Raw genomic sequence first — 17,829 nt, 5'->3', positions numbered from 1 at the left:
CAGCATCAATGCATTTTGGGATACCCAGTAATTTGCTGTATCTCTTTATACAAAGGCTGTAAACGGGCATACATTTTTTTGTAGATGCGGTGATACAGCTCGTTGTATATCTGGTGATGATGTGCAATCGGTTCAAAAGTTTTGCCTATGCGTGTCATCTCTTTGATGGCGACATCAAAGCTGGGATGCAAGCCCAGCCCAACAGCCGCATCAATAGCAGCCCCCAAGCCCGACGTTTCATAAATATGCGGGCGTGATGTCTGCAAACCAAAAATATCTGCCGTCAATTGCATGGCGGCGTCACTTTGTGAGCCACCACCCGATATACGTAATTCAGTAATCGCTACACCGCTACGTTTTTCTATGCGCTCTTTACCTTCACGCAAGGCGTAAGCCAGACCCTCCAGTATTGCGCGGTACATATGTGCGCGCGTATGCACATCACCAAAACCGATGATGGCGCCTTTGGCTTCTGCACCAGGCACCTTGATACCGGGCGTCCAGTAAGGTTGCAGCATCAGCCCCATGGAACCTGGCGGTACAGCATTCACCAGTTCATCAAACAGTGCCTCAGGCAAGACCCCCTGCTCTGCCGCCTGCAGTTTTTCATGATGACCAAATTGTTCCTTAAACCAGTTCACCATCCAGTAACCGCGGAAAATCTGTACCTCGGTACTATATGAATCAGGTATCGCAGCAGGATAAGGCGGTATGAATGGCGTCACTTCCACATATTTTTTACTGGTGGTATTGATGGTGGCAGTAGTGCCATAGCTGAGGCAACCGATGTTAGGCTGCTGGCAGCCTGCCCCTATCACTTCGCAAGCCTTATCTGCAGCTGCCGCAAGTAACGGAGTGCCTGCCAGTATGCCCGTCGCTGCTTCTGCCGCCAGATTGATATGTCCCATCACTGTGCCAGGCGGCACCAGTTCTGGCAAGGATTCTGCCTTTACCGCCAACGCCTGCCATTTCCAGTCCAGATTGCCTGCCCATTTCAAACCCTTGTAATCAAATGGCAGATAACCAACTTGCGAACCTATGGAATCAATGAAATTGCCGCACAGCCGATAATTCAGATAGCCAGACAACATCAGGTATTTGTCCGTCTTGTCCCAAATTTCTGGTTGATGCGCTTTGATCCAGTTGGCTTCGGCCTCACCTCGAAAGAAATTGATAGTGCTGGCAACGCCTGCCAATTTGAAGGCCGTCATCCACAAGGGATTGACGGGTGGGACAATATCGGTGCGCCTTTGATCCAGCCAGGTAATTGCCGGGCGCAAGGGCAAGCCCTGCTTGTCCAGATTGATCATGGTGCCGCGCTGCGTAGTCACTGCTACACCGTGTACCGTAGCAGGTGAAATCCCCTGTTCATTCCATAAACGGCGACACGCTGTGCACACCGCTTGCCAATAATTTTCAGGATGATGCTCCGCCCAACCAGGATAATCTGAGAAATAAGCTTCCAGATGCACCTGGGATTTGGCGACGATATTGCCACGCAAATCAAACAGGATAGCCCTGACGCTTTGGGTGCCGTTGTCTATGGAGAGGATATATTGTTTGGACATGATTTTTGATTTTATATAGGCTGCCGCTGATTTCGCCAATCAGGAATGTTTTCCCTGTCTGGCAAAGAATAATACCTGTTCCACAATCGCAGATAAGCTGCTTGTTCGTACTCCCATCGCTCATCATCCCATTTTAGTTCAGGCTGGCAGATAGCACGAATGCGAGGTAGCAATGCCAGGCCACCATTGCGAAGTAATAACCCCAGTCTGGTTCTGCGTAACATCAAGTCTTCCAGATGCTCAACCTCTTCAAATAGTGCCGCCCAGCGCAATTCTACCCACATGGTCAGCGTTCCTGGTATGTAATCCAGTTCACCATCTTGGGCTATCTGGACAATTTCAGCAGCAGACTCACCATAGTGGCCTTGTAGTCGCGACTTCTGCGTATGACTTAGTTGCTTTACATTCGATAAATCTGAAGGGCGGGTAAACAAGCTATCAGCTTCATGATCAGCCTGATGATCAGGAAATAAATGATTGATGTGCTTAAATGCATCTTGCGCTATGAGTCTGAAAGTCGTCAACTTACCGCCTGTGACTGTCAGCAAACCTTTATCCAGCCAGATGGCATGATCACGCCCTTCCTTGGATGGATCAGCCTTGCCTGTATCAATTACAGGTCGTATGCCTGCATAGCTGGCAATGATGTCGTCCAGCTTGAGTTGCAATTGCGGGAATTGGAAATCCATGGCCTCCATCAGGTAAGCAACTTCGTACGCAGTGATAGCGGTCTCTTGCTGCATGTCAGCACCATGATCTACATCTGTGGTGCCCACAAGGCTGACGCCCTCCCAAGGGTAAACAAAGACAGGTCGCCCATCACGGGGGTGCATGAGGCTTACAGCCTGCGCCACTGGCAAGCGCCAGGCAGGCAATAGCAAATGGCTGCCACGCAAGGGACGCAATCTCGCACTTGCCCCTTGTTGCTGGCGTAGCGCATCAGCCCAGGCACCGGTTGCACTGATGATGACTTTCGCATTAACTTGATACTCTTGCTTGCTCAAAGCATCTTGCAAGACCACGCCACTGGCCAGCTCATTTTCATACGTGACACTTTTTACCGCAAGATAATTCAAGGCGGTCGCACCAGCAGCACGCGCTTCCTGCAAAACCCTGAGCACCAAACGGGCATCATCAGTCTTGGCATCCTGATAGCAAGAACCGCCTTTCAAATCAGCCGCAGCTATATGAGGTGCCAGCATGTGAAAGTCCTGCGCCGAAAAATAATGCTTGCCGCGCAAACCAGCCAGAAAATCATAGATGACTAAGCCGATAGCAAACATCCAGCGCCCGGGCTTGCGGCCCTGATAGTCGGCAAATGCAAAACTCTGCGGTTCTACCAAGCCTGCCGCAGCGCGCATCAATTGCTGCCTTTCGCGTACCGAATCCCGCGTCAGGAGAAATTTACCCTCTTTAATATAGCGCAAACCACCATGCACAAGTTTGGATGAACGACTCGATGTTCCCCATGCAAAATCTTTTTGCTCGACCAGCAAAGCGTTTAAACCGCGTCGTGCAGCTTCCAGCAATATGCCTGCACCGGTAATCCCGCCTCCAATGACGATGATGTCCCAGTTTTGCTCATGATTGGCTAATTCATTGAGCGAGTCGGCACGTGATCTGTTTTTTTTCATCGCGTTACAACTTCTACAGGCAACAACTTGCCCGGATTCATGATGCCTTGCGGGTCGAAATGCTTGAACAGATGACGCATGCCGGATATTCCCAAACTGCCTTTTTCTGACTCCAGGTAAGCTGCATGGTCACTCCCCACTCCATGCTGGTGGCTGATGGTGCCGCCATTAGCGACGATGGCAGCAGACACTGCGGACTTAAGCCTACGCCAACGCGCATGGTCTTGCTCATAATCACCAGTCAGGCGATACACAAAAGTCGAATACACACTGGCACCTTGACCATACAAATGGGACAAATGCGTATAAGCGTGCACCTGTTCATTTTCTGTTGCCATGGCATCCCGCCCGGCTTGCTCCATATTCAGCATCATGGTCTTGACCCTGGGCCAGTCGCAGGCTGTCTCTACGGTATCTATGGCATAACCTTGCCGCCAGGCGCTATTGCGCAGATACACATTCCTGAACCGCCCCTGCTTCCATTTCTCGCCCATGGTCTTACCTACATGAACACCGCTATGTTGACCTGCAATTTTCAATGCAGATCTGATTGCATGGCTCACCTGGGACTTTTCGCCACTGGCACCAATGAGCAATACGCACTTAGCTTCATCACAAGCACGCAAGCGTAGATAGGATTCCAGTAAGCCTATCAGCTTCTTGTGTCCTGCCAGCGTCAGGCTAGTCAAGGTTTCGGTTGCATTTGACAAGCGCAACATAGATAGACCTGGCTTGGTTTGGACGATAGTTCTGACCGCGGTTTGCGCCGCATCCCAATCAGGGAAAAACACGGCATGAAATTCCTCAAGTGCCGGCAAAGGTGTAATACGCACCGTCACTTCCGTCAGTATGCCCAAGCGCCCTTCCGAACCCAACAGCATTTCCCGCAAGTCCAGCCCGGCAGCGGAGGCGGGAAAAGTCTTTATATCGAATCGCCCAGCGGGAGTCTCTACTCTCGCCCCTGCCAGCAATTGCTCTATCCTGCCATACCGCAATGACTGCTGGCCTGAAGAGCGCGTAACCACCCAGCCGCCCAGCGTCGAATATTCGAAAGATTGCGGGAAATGCCCCAACGTATAGCCGTGTGCACGCAATTGTGCTTCCAGGTCTGGGCCAAAGACACCAGCACCAAAAGTCGCCAGTTGCGACTCCTTGTCCAGGTTTATCAGTTGCGACATGCGTGACATATCGACTGACAAAACCGGTTGCACACTCTCAGTAACAGCCAGATGCCCAACCACGCTGGTGCCGCCACCATAAGGTATCAGAGCGATGTTGTGCAATGTGGCGAAATCCAGCAAGCTGCGCACATCTTCAGCACTTTCAGGATAAGCCACACCATCAGGGAAATGGCTGATCTTGCCAAAGCGCATTTTGAGCCAGTCTGGCAGACTCTGCCCCAGGCTGTGCCTCACACGTCCCAAAGCGTCTGTGTCTATCAAAGGATGAGATGGCAAGCGGCTGGCTGGCACCTGCTGACAGACCTGATCCAGCCCGGCATCAGTTTGTGGTATGCCCTGTCCTATTCGTTCCTGCAAAAAACTCATGGCATCTGCATTGATCGCATAAGTAATACTGTCATCGCCCCAACCATTCCAACGTCGCATTTTTTCTATCCCTGAATTTAACCCGAGCTTGATATACTCACAAATTGACTTGTAGCTTAATCAAGTGTCACCTCCAGGTATTGCGCTTTCATGACAAGGTTCTTGTTTTAATATGCCAAATTCACATACAGGTTCAGTCGCAGGCAACCGTGCCGCCGGACGGGTTGCTGCCGCCTACCTGCAACCCTTGCTTGAACTGGCGAATGAATGTGGTTTGGATTTGCGTACATTAGCAACCATGGCAGGCATGGCTGAAGATGCGCTGAGCACGTTGCAAGAAAGCATAGCAGCTGCAGACTATATACGTTTGCTAGATGCCGGCGCAGAGTTGAGCAAAGACCCGCATTTTGGCTTGCATGTAGGCGAAAGAGTAAAGCTCGGCACCTACAATGTGTATGGCATGATACTCATGAGCTGCAAGGATTTTGAGCAGGCCTTCCAGCAAACCATGCGTTATGAGGGGCTGGCACATGATCTGGGGCGCTCGGCACTGGTAGTCGATGATGTAGCGACAGAATACCAGTGGCATAGCCATTATCCGCAAGCCAGCAGGCATCTGGTAGAAAGCGTGTTCGCTGGCATACGCGTATTTGGCAACTGGTTTGCTGGCACTATCTTGCCTGACGCTCCGGTTCATTTCAGGCATGCGTCACCAGAAGATTTGGGAGAACATCAGCGTCTGTTTGGTGCTGAAGTATATTTTGATGCAACTATCAACTGCGCCCGCTTCCCTACTTCCTTACTGAGTTGGCCTGTGCCCAATGCCGATGTCAGCATGTACCCGGTTTTGCAGCGCCACGCCGAACAACTACTCAAACAAAAGCAGCAGGCCCAGCAAGATGGCGGCATCGTTGCGCAGGTCAGGGCTGCTATCAGCAATAATATGGCGCAAGACCAGGCTAGATTACCCCTGATAGCACAAGAATTATTACTGAGTCAGCGCACCTTGCAGCGCAAATTGAGCGAGGCTGGCATCAGCTTCCAGCAAATTCTGGATCAAACCAGAAAGGACACTGCCATCGATTACCTGCAGAAGACCGGTTTCAGCCTGGCGGACATCGCCTTCCTGCTTGGCTATCAGGAACAAAGTGCTTTCAATCATGCCTTCAAGGAATGGACAGGCGCAAGTCCAGGTGCATACCGGGAAAAACATTTCTCACGCAAATGAAAAAATGCGGGGGCCATTTACACGGCTCCCGCATTTTATAAATTCCGGACGGTGGCTTGTCCGCTTAAATGCGAACCAAGCACACCTCACTACCGTCATACATATCGGTTGTATGTACAGCAGCTAGGCATAATATAACTCAAAATTATGACGGCTGCATGAATTGCTATTTGATATACATCAAACCCGCAATATAAGCTTTATGCGCTTGCGCTCATGCAGGCGCATCAGCCGCAGCTTCAGTGACTGGGGTGCTTTCAAAGCGAAACAAATCTTGCACCGAACAATTAAACAGCTCAGCAAAGGCTTCTATGAATTCGACCTTCCAGTGTTCTGCCTTGTTATCGACGATACGTAATAATTGAGAATGCGAGACAGTTACCCGTCTTGCGATCAGCAGGCGGTGCAAGGCAGAAACCGAACGGATCTTATGCTCAACCATCAACTCACGGATTCTGAGCTCGGCTTTTATTTTGTGTCCGGACATGGGGAAAATTATTGTTACTGGGTTTGTAGTAAGCGTGATTGAACTTCAATCAACGGCTGCGATGATACAGGATATAAGCATTTTTTGCGGTCACCGCATAAAAACAACATGAAACATTCTATTTTCTCCACGCCATGCTGGATTTTTTCTGAAAGCTGTGGCAAGATCAATTCATCGAATTTGGCAAGACTTTTTAAACATTTTTTATTTAGGAACAATACGTGAAATCCACCTGGCTCCCACAACTGCAACAAGACATGTGCTTAACAGCACAGGACTTGCTGTCAGCATTGGCGGCCAAGGCAGTGGCGGGATTGAATTATCTTGATGCAATAACAACTCTGAAGGCAGCGTCTGGCACAACATCCAAACGCCATGATAGCAATAGCATTATTCGCACAGTCGCCAAGCATGTGAGTACCCGTAACGAGCAGTCCAATCCAGTTAATTTTACGTTTAACCCTAAACAAATCAACCGCATCCGAAGGTCGGCCCTTCAGGTAGCAGGAGCAAATTAATAATAGCTCCTCCCCGCCTCAAGCTGAAAAGCCCGGATGCCCTAAAAAGCTCCGGGCTTTTTGTTTAATCATCTGCTGCTTTTGTAAAAAAGCACAGACCCAGCAGTAAAACCCGCGCAAGCGGTCGTGGCCAGCAACAAGGTCACGGAAACACAAGTAAGTCACGACACAAGCTAAATTTGATCAAGTTTATTCAAGTGCATCTTAGTCAAAAGAAGAAGCAAAAGCCAAGGGGAAGTCCCCAAGCTATTTTTTAATATCAAGGAAGGGAGGTAAACATGTTTGCTGTATTCTGGATAGAAATCCACAAGCAAATAAAGATGTCTCATTGCAGAGAATTTGATACCGGCAACATGATTGCCGCCCTCAAATTTGCTGACAATCTGAGACAAAGACAAGCCGCAGGAGAATATATACGCCACATCAGCATGTCGTCAGAAAACACCAATTCTGTCGGCGTTCCAAGTGCGGCTATAGACTATCACTGGGCTGAACACAAGATTGCTGCATGATATCGCACAACACATCAAGGCAATCATCCATATGATCCTCAATATGCAAAGACCTGAGCAAGCTCAGGTCTTTTCATTTATAGCGTGTGCTCAGAATTAATTGTCTGTGCAGCGATACAATTTTTGCCTGCTATTTACTGCAATTGATCCACGATGCCAGCGGGTGTGAAGAAGTTGGTTCTTGCACTGAATAGTGCGGCACTTTCACTACATCACCTTGATCCTGGACTGCTTTGGGTGCGAGTAAATTACTGATATTTTGAGACAACTTCTCCCGGTGATTATCGTTCAGCCACGTCACCAGCTTGTTGCCGGAATCACTGTCCATCGTCATCAAAACGCGGGCTGCCTCAAAAAGAGAATTTTGAATCGGTATCTCTTCGCAACGTCCTGGGCCATTCACGGCCAGCTTGTAATTGGTTTGGATCGAATTGACAAATCTATCCAGTTTGATGAGCTGGTTATCGCGATGAGATTCATCACGATACTCATCTGTACTGCTCTGCTGCAAAAATGCATTGCGCTTACGTGGGCTGCCTTTTTTTGTCAGTTCCAGCAAGCGATCCAAACCTATATGCCACACCGCACAGTTAGCATGATTAATCGAGCGACCCACAGTCAGGGCAGGAACCTCATCTTCAGCAAAATGACGCCCGCGTGCCATCAATTTTCCAGCCCCGGAGTATGCATAATTCTTCAAAGGTATATTGACGTTGGGATTAAATCTGTAAGACTGGTCACTTGCCAAAGGCACGCCAAGAACATCCAACTGCCCTTCCCTGCGTTGTTCAAGCAAGGAATCAAAGGCCCGATAGATGGAAGGGCTGATGACATAATCAATCATACTGCTTCGCGTATCTGCCAGTGATCCGCTCAAATCGCCCCTGTCACTGACATGCGCGTCAACCAAGATCAACAAGCATGACAAATCCTGGGTACCCACCAAAATTTCCGAGTAAGCACGAATCAAGGCGTCCACACCCAAATTATCTGATGAACCGGCATCATACAAATGCAAAAACTTGGGACTGGGATGATGATAAAGCTGGCTATCCGCGTTAAAGTTCTTCAAGGCCAGCGGCACAAACAAACCTGGGTAGGCAGCAGAAGCCGCAACTGCATCTGCGACACGCAGTTGTTTCAAATCCGAACCAATTTCCTTAAACGCTGCGTCAGTGAAAGTAAAGCCCTGCAAACTTGCTTCAGAAGAATTCAATCCTCTGGTCGTCAAGGTATCCGCCCCGATAAAGCGATGCGCATGTGAACTATTAATATACAAAGAGGGCCTGCCTGGCTTGCGGTCGCCCAAATCGCCATAGACTGCACCTTTGTATATCCCGGCATCAAATACATCTGCCAGTATCCTGGTCGCATTCTTGCCAGAAGTCAGGGTCGGCACAAAATTAATAGGATTAGCCGAACGGTAGACCCAGGAAGATAAATAATCCTTGCGAAGCTGGGCCGACATTACATCAAAATCGGCCTTGCTTTCAAGTGGTTTCAGGCTTACCGCGGCGGCAGTCAAAGAACCACCGGACACAGAGGACAACGCAGTGACTTCATCAAACAGCCCAAAATTACGCAACTGCGCAATCACTCCCAAGCCAAAATTTGCTGCCCGCAAACCTCCCCCGGAGATCGCCACGCCAACAAACATGGGATGACGACAGGGATCATTCTCAGCCACAGCGGCGCTTGCACAGCCCAAGCTGGAAGGATAATTCGCTCGTGGCACACTGGTATCTGCGCTAGTCGCCTTCAAGTTTATATGAGGATTTCTTTCGTCAAGCTGCAAAGTAGCACAGCCTGACAAAAACATCGTTGCCCAGATCGAAGAGCCAATGACGGCATTTTTTATCGGGGAAATATTCAACATCCAGACTCCATGATTCACTAAAAATTTGAGTTCGCTGCCTGGCATCTCCGCAGGAAATTCAACAACAAGCTTAATAGACTATTAATTATTGCAGAGGTTCCACACTATCTCACAGTGTTGCTGCTGGCGTGCGGCTTGCCTGCAAAACCGCAAAAACACCTGAATACAAATATTGAAATAAGTTTGTCTTTTTAATCATTGTCGACTAAATTGTCAAATTGAAATTTCAATGAAATAGCAATACACCCGAGAACTTACGAAGCCACTCAGCCCCAATTTTTAGGAGAAAGTCAGCATGAGCACGACCATAGGCAATCCATCCTCCCCTAATCCCGGCCTGGCCATGACACTTGCGGCAACCGCATATTGCACAGATCCTGTCACGACACTCAATAACCTGAACAATGGCTGGACTGCCGTCTGGGTGGCCACGACCGATATCAATGGCAATATCGCCTTCATCGCCTACAACGGCAGCTCGCAATATGTCGTGGCCATACGCGGATCACTACTCAACTTCAGTTGGCAAGCCTTTGACAACTGGTTTGTTCAAGATTTGAACGTCTACAAACAGACTGCCTGGATATATCCTGCCAGCGATGCACAACCCATGATCTCGCAAGGCTCATCTGACGGCCTCAACGACCTAAGCCAACTCGTTAGCGCAACCGGGCAAACGATCTATCAATACCTGGCAGCAAATGCAATCGGCAACGACATCTCTATCGGCGTCGTCGGCCATAGCCTGGGCGGCAACCTCGCCACCGTATTTGCGCCCTGGCTACTGTATCAATTACAGCAAAACAAACTCACGCCCCCTGCGCTCTTCCCCGTGTTGACGTTCGCAGCGCCAACTGCTGGCAACCAGGCTTTTGCAGAAGCCTACGATAAAAGTTTTCCGGCATCGTGGCGCTACTATAACGAGATCGATCTCGTCCCCATGGCATCGGACTCCCTACGCTCCGCCGAACAGCTCTACTCTCCAGCACCAGAGGCCAGCAGCATAGAAACCACTTACGGCAAAGTGACCGTCACACTCCAGAAAGCGATTGGACTCATTGCAGATTCCATTGACATATCTGAACTCCATTATGGTTCATATTATGCGCAAACAAATCAATCCAATGGCAGCATCGCGTTGAACACATCAAAGACCTTGAATCCAGTAGATACCAGCAAGCCGCTCATCGAACAATGGTTTGACCAAGTCGCCTCGCAACATGTCCAAAGCACATATCTGTCTTTCTTTGGACTATCACCAGTGACATGTGCTTCTACCTAGATGCAGACAAGCCGCCCACAAAAAACTTGAGTATAAAAAAATGCGCAAGCACTTGATGACCAAGAGCTTGCGCAATTTTGAAGGCTGATTCAACCATAACAAACAAGCTGAAAGCCGTTCTTTCCCACTCAGATACTTCATTGAAGTGCAGGAACAAGAAATACAGCCTGCACACCACCCGCACCGCCTCACGCTCGTTTGAATACGCCTACGTCCTCAACATCATCGTCACCGACTACAGCGGTGAAGAAGACGCCCTCATCGTCCCCTTGTTAGATTGGCTTGCAACCCACCAGGCAGACCTCCTCGGCAACGACGACAAGGCCAAAGGCATACGCTTCATGGTTGACTTCAACAACCACAACAGCGTCGACATCAGCCTGGAGATAGACCTTACAGAGCGCGTCATCGTCAAACAAACCGGCACCCGGCTAGACATCACCCACGCAGGCGAAGTCACCCCCACCCCAGACTACGCCGCCCCCTGGTGGCAACTCTACAACGGCACCAACCTGCTCGCAGAGTGGCAGGTGCAGCCCATCCCACCCCTATAGCGCAACACCATGCAAGACGACCTCACCGCGCTAGAAACATGGGCCAGCACCCTCCTGGCCAGGCTGGACCCCGCCGCCCGCCGCAAATTAACCAGCCAAATAGCCCAAGACCTGCGCCGCCAGCAACAAACCCGCATCCAGGCACAACAAAACCCAGACGGCACCCCCTACGCACCCCGCAAGCAACGCAAAAACATCAGGGGCAAACAAGGCCGCATCAAAAAGCAAAAAGCCAGCATGTTCAACAAGCTGCGCACAAACACCCACCTCAAGGCAAAGGCAGACGGCAACGGGCTGGAAGTGGGCTTCTATGGCCGCGTAGCCCGTATTGCGCGGGTGCATCAATATGGGCTACGGGATAGGGTTGTGACGGGTGGGTCTGAAGTGGGGTATGAAGAGAGGAGATTATTAAAAACGGATATGATTAATTTCAAACGAACGACGTTCGCACGACTCACAGAGAGATAACTATCGAAAATCAGAGATAGCCATATTTGTTCTCACATTTGATGTTTTCGAGCAATATCTAACTTCAGTATTCACTATTCATCCAATACTATATGTCAGTATTCAATCGATGTAAATTTGCTAAATAAAGTTAAAATCTTAGAATATAGATGAAACTTCCTTTTAGCATTGTATTATTAGCATCTTACAGCCTAACTATTTTAAGAAAGCTCGCATTATGAATATCTTAGATGCAATCAAACATGCTATTGACGGGAACGCTGTCCTGTTTCTCGGTTCTGGATTTTCATATGGAGCGAAAAATCTATTAAATTCATCACCAAAAACTGGTCGAGAGTTCGCAAGTGATCTCTATAAACTGGCCGAGGTTCCAAGCAAAGATGAAAATTTAATGATCGCATCCCAAATTTACTATCGGAAATTTGGTGCAGCAGCACTTTCAACATTATGCCGTGAGACATTCACAATAAAACAAGCCGCACCACACCATATCACCATTGCCTCACTAAAATGGCAAAGAATTTACACAACAAACTACGATGATTTAGCCGAACGAAGTTCCATTGAAAATGGAAAATCTCTTACACCTGTTACATTAGAGGACTCACCAGAGAGATACTTATCTAGTTCAAAAGTTTGTGTTCACATCAACGGTTTTATCAACCGGCTAACCACGTCAGATCTTACCTCGCATTTCAAACTCACTCTGGCTAGCTATTTTAGTGACCATTTTTCTGGGTCTTTATGGAGAAGAATCTTCGATCAAGACTTAAGTTCGGCGAGGGCAGTCATATTTGTCGGCTACTCAATGTATGATCTCGACATACAAAGATTTGTATATGCCGCTGACATTAAAGACAAGACTGTTTTTATTTGTTCGCCAACATTGCAGGAAAATGATTCCGACAGCTTTATACTCCCAGAGTTTGGCACACTGTTTCCAATCGGAGTGCAAAAGTTCGCTGACGAAATCACAGAAATATTGGGCAAGTATAAACCGTCACCGCAACCACCTTTGCATCAATTCAGGAAATCAAAGTTACTGCATCTATCGCAGTTCCAACTAATGCTGACATTGAAAAACTATTTTTGTTTGGGAATATACAAACAAATTTAATCGGGTACAACTCTTCAATCGCTGAAAATGGTTTTTATCTAGTTGACAGGACTCAACTCAATCACGCCGAAGACGCATTAATTTCAGGGCATGACGTCATATTGACTTCGGACGTAGGGAATGGAAAGTCCATTGCAGCTGAGCAATTGTCGTTGCGCATGACCGCTCTTGGTTGGCGTGTTTTCCGCGTGACAGCTGACACAAAAGAAGTTAGAAAAGAGGCTATACAATTACTAGACGCAGGTGGAAACATCGCTCTTGTTATTGATAATTACATTCCCTTTTTAGATCTGATAGATCATTTTTCTGTCCGTCGACAAGGGAAAAATTTCAAATTTATCCTCACATGCCGTTCGTATGTTCACGATGCATTTGCAGATCGCCTTGAAAAAAGATTATATTCAACAAACATAACAGAAATCGACGTAAATAGATTGGGCGAAGACGACAATCAAAAGCTAATTCGAATGATTGATTCATTCGGTCTTTGGTCAGATTTTTCTGCGCATTCGCATCAACAAAAACAGAATTTTCTAACTAATGAATGCAATAATCAGTTACACCAAGTTCTCCTTCGCCTATATGCAGCTCCACAAATGTCTGAAAGGATTAATAGGTTATTTGAAGATATCACACCACAAGTAAGACGATTAGTGGTTGCAGCAATGATTTTGAACCTAAGTGGCCTTCTTGTATTGAAAGAGACCTTGGATGATTTGCTAAATAATTCACCGCTGATGCATCTCACCAACACTGACAAAGAGAGCGTGAAATTTATTTGGAGCGACGTTGCAGGTCAAATTAAATTAAAGTCATCGGCCCTTGCAGAGCATTACCTAAAAAATCTAGCGAACTCTGGAGAGGTCGTGGGCATCATCATTGAGATGTTTGATAGTGCTCATGAGATTTATGAATCCCGTATATACAAGAGACCAACCTCAGAACAATTTATGCGGAGCATTATGAGTTTTTCGACTCTCCAGAAAATGATACCTGAGAACGGATTTCGTCCGGCAACAATTCGATTTTATGAAGCGATTCAGACAAAAACATTCGTCAGAAAAAATCCACATTTTTGGCTGCAATATGCCATTGCTCGCCTTTCCTTTGAGGACAGTCTTACAGAAATTGAGACATACTTTCAATCCGCATATAAACATGCTGAGGAAATAAACTACGATCCTTTTCAAATTGACAACCACTATGCACGCCTACTACTAATTCGTGCAATAAAAGAGCCATTTAGCGTAACTACTTTTTCAAACTATTCTAAAGCTAAGAGCATCGTAATGAATCAAGTTGCGTTGGGTGCTACAAGAAAGCATTATCCCTATCGTGTCGCAACATTGGTGCTCGATCTCGTTAAGATTCACGGCGAAAAATTCGATCAAAAACAAATAAAAGACTTCGCCTTGTTTTGTGGGGACATCTTAACAAGAATAGAAAAGTCCAATCAGTCAATTCGCGAACATAAACATACGATTTTTTGCAAAAAAGCCATGTCGGATACCTTGAGGGAATTGGAGTCCTACACCCCAAAATAGCAATAAAAGATTTTTCTTTAGTACTCGCAAATCAAAACGGTTATTTGGTTTAGTTGCCTGCGTTTCAATTAGAACTATTAATTTGTCGCAAACCACCCATATCTAAGCTATCCTAGCCGCTGGTGCTCAACACACCCCTCCACTAGCGGCCAACCACCCGCGCCCGTAAGTCGTGGTTTTTTTACGTCTATAGGTTTACCTATGGCCGGGTAGCGCGTAACGATACAAGACCCGCAAGGGGAAAGTTGCGGGCCGTCTAGTGGCGGTGTTGAAGTACCTGGCCACCCTCTCAACAGGGGTGAAATTCAACGAAAAACCACTAGGAGGCCATCATGGCTGCTCATACCCCTATTGCGTCTGCAATAGCTGCATCATCACAACCCTCTTTTGCCTTTTCCAAACTGCAAGACCTGCGCGCCAGCTTTGAACGCCTGCGCGGCCTGCAAATCGACGCCCTCAAAGCCATGGGCTTTGACACCCTGCTCGACGACCTCGCCAGCATCTGCGACGCCTTAACCGAGCTAGACCGCATCAACGCCGACATGGGCGTCACCGACAGCGCCCTCACCATGCTGCTGCATCGAAGCTGTAGACGTCGACAGGTGCGCCCTGCTGGGCTATCCATCGCCAGCGCAACTTAGGCACTGATGCAATACGCCAGCCAGACACAGACAAAAACCTGTGTCTGGTGTTGATATTGATACAATGTGGCATTGAGCCAAGAAAATTGGCAGCCACATCAGGATAAACATGACCTCAACCGTCGTTTTCGACATCACACAAGCCGGATATAAATCCTATACTTTTCCAGCGTTCGGGCTAATCTTTGTTGCCATTGGTGCAGTGATACTGTTTTTTCACTTCATCAACAAGCGCAAAACCCCACCCGGATCAAAAACCAAACTTTCTGGGAAAAGACCTTGGTTTTTTTATTTCTATTTTGGGTTTTCCTGTATATGGACTATTACCTCATTCCACAGCACTTACTCTGATTACAAGGACTTGCGCACCGCCTACGAACATGGTCAATGCAAACTCGCAGAAGGACGGGTCGAAAATTTCAAGATAGCGCCTAAAGAAAAAAGAAAATCGGACGAATCGTTTGATGTCGGAGACGCGCATTTCTATTACGCAAATCACAATGTCTCCGCAGGCTTTAACACTTCTTCTATTGTCGGCGGCCCCATGAAAGAAGGCCTGTATGTACGGATACATCATTGCGGCAACGATATCGCAAGGCTTGAAATTGTCGATGATGTGAAACCAAAGAATTAGCCCGCGTAGGTACGACGCCCCGCGTATTCGTACGCATGTTGCATCAAAATATCTCACACCCCTCGCGCACGCGTAAACGCCATTGAGTTACTAAACCCCATAGCAACCCCTCCCCGCGTGACTGGCTAGCCCGGTCACGTCACCATAGACGGCATGGAATTCACCCTTGCCGACCTCTCCCGCCGCCTGCAAAATCTCGTCCGCTTTGGCACCATCGCCGAAGTGAAGCACGGTCGCGTACCGCAAGTGCGCCTGCAAATTGGCGATATCAAAACCGGCTTCTTGCCCATGGCAACGGCGCGGGCAGGCAAAACAAAGACATGGAACCCGCCCACTGTTGGCGAGCAATGCGTTTTGCTTTCGCCTTCTGGTGAATTTGCGTGCGGCGTGGTCTTGCCAGGCATTGCCAGCAATCACAACCCCGCACGAGACACCAACCCAGACAACACCCGCACCGAGTACCCAGACGGCGCGACGGCTGATTACAACCACGCAGAGCATCACTACATCATCGCTTTGCCAGCAAAAAGCAGTAACGGGAATTGCAGGTATTGGTGATACAAGTAAGTTACTGAGCAGGAAGTCACGAAACAGGTTTATCGAAGGCTTGTTGAAGAGGTAAAGCCTACCTGGTAAACCTGGGAGTTGCGGAAGTAGTTTCCGCAACTCGTGCCATTTTTCATATTTGGCGTGGTCGTTTCTACAAGATAAAATCGTAGCGCAAATAAAAAAGCCCTTGATTATCAAGGGCTTTTTCGTATTCGTTGGCGGAAGCTGTGAGATTCGAACTCACGAAGGCTATAACACCTCGCCAGTTTTCAAGTTCTCCCCATAAATCCATCAAATCAAGCATGTATCTAAAAATCGTTTCCGTCCGCCCCCTCCTCCATAAAACCCGTTTTCCCTATGAGGCAATAGGCCAGAAATACCCCTTTGCGGAAATGATTTACAAGCATAAGACAGGCACTAGATCTGCTGCCCAGCATTGCACTCATTGGGACATATTCAAGCAAGCACAAATGATCGTTCTAAAATAAAGTACCCCTCGGGAAAAGAGTAATTTAAGTAAGATTAATTTTTGATTGCCTGAAAACCGTTGATACATAAGGCTTTCAAGAGAATAGCAAACTGTAAGAATTATGTAATGAAGAAGTAAGCTAATTACCTATCTAAAGAGTGTGTTTTCACTTTTTAAATATCCTTTAATATCAAGCACTTAGATTTTTCTTACCTTTTGAATTACAGAATCTTACATAAAGTTGTAAGATAATATTCCTATACAAATCAAATACTTAGACCATCTTTTTCTTTCGACTTACTTAAATTACTCTTTTCCCTAGCCCCGCTCAAAATCCCACCTTCAACGCGAATTCAAAACCGCGACTTCCACTACGCGCATTTCCTGAAATTTTGCGTCAAAATGCGTCATCATTTGAGGCGATCCAGGTGACCGCAAACGTAAGCCGGGCTTGGTCCTAACTGGTGACGCACATTTGAGTCAAAAGCGACCTATTTAGCGGGCAGGCGTGGTGGGGGGATGTCTGCGCGCCGGGGGATGAAACGGGTTTTCATGGCGGAAAATTGCTTGGGTGCAAGTGCGGGTATGGGTTGTCATCAATGCATTGACATATCGACAGGCTTGCATGTGCATGTGAATGGCGCATAATACTGATTATTTATACAGTACATGCATCATGAAAGTACATCTACTTGAAATGCGACGGGCAGGCATTGCTCTGCGCCATAAGCAGATATTTGACAGGTTCAATCACGGCAACCTGGGAGAGCTGACGATCTCAGAATCCACCGACCAGGGATTGCACCGCCTAGTACATCTGGCCCGATTCACTCGTGGTGCCTATGAAGAGACATTGTTTGAACCACGCCTGCTATGGATGAATGAAGGCCGGTTCATGCTCACTGGATTTCAAAGGCGTAAGACAGAAGACGGTATTGTAGAATATGCACAATCATGGCTATGCCTTACTGAGGATGCACCGGATTTACCGGAAGGAAGATAGCAAACGCTTCAAGCTGCAGATGGATTGCGGCTCCAGCCACTTCACTCATGCTTTACATTCTTATATATTGAAATGACCGACGAAGAAAAATATCTTTCTGGGATGAATTTGGAAGGTCTTTCACCGCAAGCTATACAAATATATATTGCGCTCGCTCAATCCAACAGTGGCGACCCGATCACCCAGTCATGCTTGGAT

The 17,829-nt window shown here is 47.7% G+C and carries 17 protein-coding genes; 12 read left to right on the top strand and 5 right to left on the bottom strand.

Going from position 1 to position 17,829, the window contains the following annotated elements; translation table 11 throughout:
• Positions 1-5: 5 nt before the first annotated feature.
• From H8L47_RS00085 to H8L47_RS00075, 3 genes are read right to left on the bottom strand one after another with little or no spacing between them, the layout of a single operon-like run.
• Entirely contained in the window at positions 6-1,568 is a 1,563-nt protein-coding gene (locus tag H8L47_RS00085) for an FGGY-family carbohydrate kinase (protein WP_186951216.1), read from the bottom strand.
• Between the two features lie 11 nt (positions 1,569-1,579).
• On the bottom strand, positions 1,580-3,202 hold the full coding sequence (locus H8L47_RS00080) for a glycerol-3-phosphate dehydrogenase/oxidase (RefSeq protein ID WP_186951215.1): 1,623 nt from the start codon (positions 3,200-3,202) through the stop codon (positions 1,580-1,582).
• Positions 3,199-4,809, bottom strand: a complete 1,611-nt coding sequence (locus H8L47_RS00075; protein ID WP_186951214.1) for an FAD-binding oxidoreductase — start codon at positions 4,807-4,809, stop codon at positions 3,199-3,201. Before H8L47_RS00075 ends, H8L47_RS00080 begins: the two co-directional genes overlap by 4 nt.
• A gap of 112 nt (positions 4,810-4,921) precedes the next feature.
• On the opposite strand from H8L47_RS00075, the gene H8L47_RS00070 reads away from it, so the two are divergent.
• Entirely contained in the window at positions 4,922-5,977 is a 1,056-nt protein-coding gene (locus H8L47_RS00070; protein ID WP_186951213.1) for an AraC family transcriptional regulator, read from the top strand.
• Between the two features lie 214 nt (positions 5,978-6,191).
• Here H8L47_RS00070 and H8L47_RS00065 read toward each other — a convergent pair whose 3' ends face one another.
• Positions 6,192-6,464, bottom strand: coding sequence for a helix-turn-helix domain-containing protein (locus H8L47_RS00065; protein ID WP_186951212.1), 273 nt, complete (start codon positions 6,462-6,464; stop codon positions 6,192-6,194).
• Between the two features lie 221 nt (positions 6,465-6,685).
• Here H8L47_RS00065 and H8L47_RS00060 point away from each other — a divergent pair, with 221 nt between their 5' ends.
• Together H8L47_RS00060 and H8L47_RS00055 are read left to right on the top strand one after the other, a co-directional pair.
• A complete protein-coding gene (locus H8L47_RS00060; RefSeq protein WP_186951211.1) occupies positions 6,686-6,982 on the top strand; it encodes a hypothetical protein in 297 nt (98 codons plus the stop codon).
• Positions 6,983-7,260: 278 nt separating this feature from the next.
• The gene (locus H8L47_RS00055) at positions 7,261-7,494 is read left to right on the top strand and encodes a hypothetical protein (RefSeq protein ID WP_230413528.1); all 234 of its coding nucleotides are present in this window, start codon (positions 7,261-7,263) and stop codon (positions 7,492-7,494) included.
• 130 nt (positions 7,495-7,624) lie between these two features.
• On the opposite strand, the gene H8L47_RS00050 is transcribed toward H8L47_RS00055, so the two are convergent.
• Entirely contained in the window at positions 7,625-9,370 is a 1,746-nt protein-coding gene (locus H8L47_RS00050; RefSeq protein WP_186951210.1) for a patatin-like phospholipase family protein, read from the bottom strand.
• 295 nt (positions 9,371-9,665) lie between these two features.
• Here H8L47_RS00050 and H8L47_RS00045 point away from each other — a divergent pair, with 295 nt between their 5' ends.
• The 9 genes from H8L47_RS00045 (at position 9,666) to H8L47_RS00005 (ending at position 17,631) form a co-directional block, all read left to right on the top strand.
• The gene (locus H8L47_RS00045) at positions 9,666-10,652 is read left to right on the top strand and encodes a lipase family protein (protein ID WP_186951209.1); all 987 of its coding nucleotides are present in this window, start codon (positions 9,666-9,668) and stop codon (positions 10,650-10,652) included.
• Positions 10,653-10,729: 77 nt separating this feature from the next.
• Positions 10,730-11,206 (top strand): phage tail protein, encoded by a 477-nt coding sequence (locus tag H8L47_RS00040; protein WP_186951208.1) that lies wholly within the window; start codon positions 10,730-10,732, stop codon positions 11,204-11,206.
• Between the two features lie 9 nt (positions 11,207-11,215).
• Positions 11,216-11,674: a phage virion morphogenesis protein gene (locus H8L47_RS00035; RefSeq protein WP_186951207.1), complete on the top strand. Its 459-nt coding sequence runs from the start codon at positions 11,216-11,218 to the stop codon at positions 11,672-11,674.
• 217 nt (positions 11,675-11,891) lie between these two features.
• On the top strand, positions 11,892-12,791 hold the full coding sequence (locus tag H8L47_RS00030) for an SIR2 family protein (RefSeq protein WP_186951206.1): 900 nt from the start codon (positions 11,892-11,894) through the stop codon (positions 12,789-12,791).
• Positions 12,764-14,335 carry an nSTAND3 domain-containing NTPase gene (locus H8L47_RS00025; protein WP_186951205.1) on the top strand — a complete coding sequence of 524 codons (1,572 nt, stop codon included), beginning with the start codon at positions 12,764-12,766 and terminating at the stop codon, positions 14,333-14,335. Before H8L47_RS00030 ends, H8L47_RS00025 begins: the two co-directional genes overlap by 28 nt.
• A 332-nt stretch (positions 14,336-14,667) precedes the next feature.
• Positions 14,668-14,976, top strand: coding sequence for a hypothetical protein (locus H8L47_RS00020; protein WP_186951204.1), 309 nt, complete (start codon positions 14,668-14,670; stop codon positions 14,974-14,976).
• 109 nt (positions 14,977-15,085) lie between these two features.
• Positions 15,086-15,610: a hypothetical protein gene (locus H8L47_RS00015; protein WP_186951203.1), complete on the top strand. Its 525-nt coding sequence runs from the start codon at positions 15,086-15,088 to the stop codon at positions 15,608-15,610.
• A gap of 153 nt (positions 15,611-15,763) precedes the next feature.
• Positions 15,764-16,168 carry a phage baseplate assembly protein V gene (locus H8L47_RS00010; protein ID WP_186951202.1) on the top strand — a complete coding sequence of 135 codons (405 nt, stop codon included), beginning with the start codon at positions 15,764-15,766 and terminating at the stop codon, positions 16,166-16,168.
• Between the two features lie 1,136 nt (positions 16,169-17,304).
• Positions 17,305-17,631: a hypothetical protein gene (locus H8L47_RS00005; RefSeq protein ID WP_186951201.1), complete on the top strand. Its 327-nt coding sequence runs from the start codon at positions 17,305-17,307 to the stop codon at positions 17,629-17,631.
• The last annotated feature ends 198 nt before the right edge of the window (positions 17,632-17,829 follow it).

This window comes from Undibacterium umbellatum (assembly GCF_014284125.1).
Classification (GTDB): domain Bacteria; phylum Pseudomonadota; class Gammaproteobacteria; order Burkholderiales; family Burkholderiaceae_D; genus Undibacterium; species Undibacterium umbellatum.
The sequence above is the reverse complement of the archived record's forward strand: the minus strand, read 5'-3'. Positions and strand labels throughout refer to the sequence as shown.

Bases quoted from the DNA above. Each gene is read 5' to 3' on its own strand.
- H8L47_RS00080 (WP_186951215.1), bottom strand. From the start codon at position 3,202: ATGAAAAAAAACAGATCACGTGCCGACTCGCTCAATGAATTAGCCAAT.
- H8L47_RS00055 (WP_230413528.1), top strand. From the start codon at position 7,261: ATGTTTGCTGTATTCTGGATAGAAATCCACAAGCAAATAAAGATGTCT.
- H8L47_RS00045 (WP_186951209.1), top strand. From the start codon at position 9,666: ATGAGCACGACCATAGGCAATCCATCCTCCCCTAATCCCGGCCTGGCC.
- H8L47_RS00020 (WP_186951204.1), top strand. From the start codon at position 14,668: ATGGCTGCTCATACCCCTATTGCGTCTGCAATAGCTGCATCATCACAA.
- H8L47_RS00050 (WP_186951210.1), bottom strand. From the start codon at position 9,370: ATGTTGAATATTTCCCCGATAAAAAATGCCGTCATTGGCTCTTCGATC.
- H8L47_RS00015 (WP_186951203.1), top strand. From the start codon at position 15,086: ATGACCTCAACCGTCGTTTTCGACATCACACAAGCCGGATATAAATCC.
- H8L47_RS00070 (WP_186951213.1), top strand. From the start codon at position 4,922: ATGCCAAATTCACATACAGGTTCAGTCGCAGGCAACCGTGCCGCCGGA.
- H8L47_RS00005 (WP_186951201.1), top strand. From the start codon at position 17,305: ATGAAAGTACATCTACTTGAAATGCGACGGGCAGGCATTGCTCTGCGC.
- H8L47_RS00010 (WP_186951202.1), top strand. From the start codon at position 15,764: ATGGAATTCACCCTTGCCGACCTCTCCCGCCGCCTGCAAAATCTCGTC.
- H8L47_RS00075 (WP_186951214.1), bottom strand. From the start codon at position 4,809: ATGCGACGTTGGAATGGTTGGGGCGATGACAGTATTACTTATGCGATC.
- H8L47_RS00085 (WP_186951216.1), bottom strand. From the start codon at position 1,568: ATGTCCAAACAATATATCCTCTCCATAGACAACGGCACCCAAAGCGTC.
- H8L47_RS00030 (WP_186951206.1), top strand. From the start codon at position 11,892: ATGAATATCTTAGATGCAATCAAACATGCTATTGACGGGAACGCTGTC.
- H8L47_RS00065 (WP_186951212.1), bottom strand. From the start codon at position 6,464: ATGTCCGGACACAAAATAAAAGCCGAGCTCAGAATCCGTGAGTTGATG.
- H8L47_RS00035 (WP_186951207.1), top strand. From the start codon at position 11,216: ATGCAAGACGACCTCACCGCGCTAGAAACATGGGCCAGCACCCTCCTG.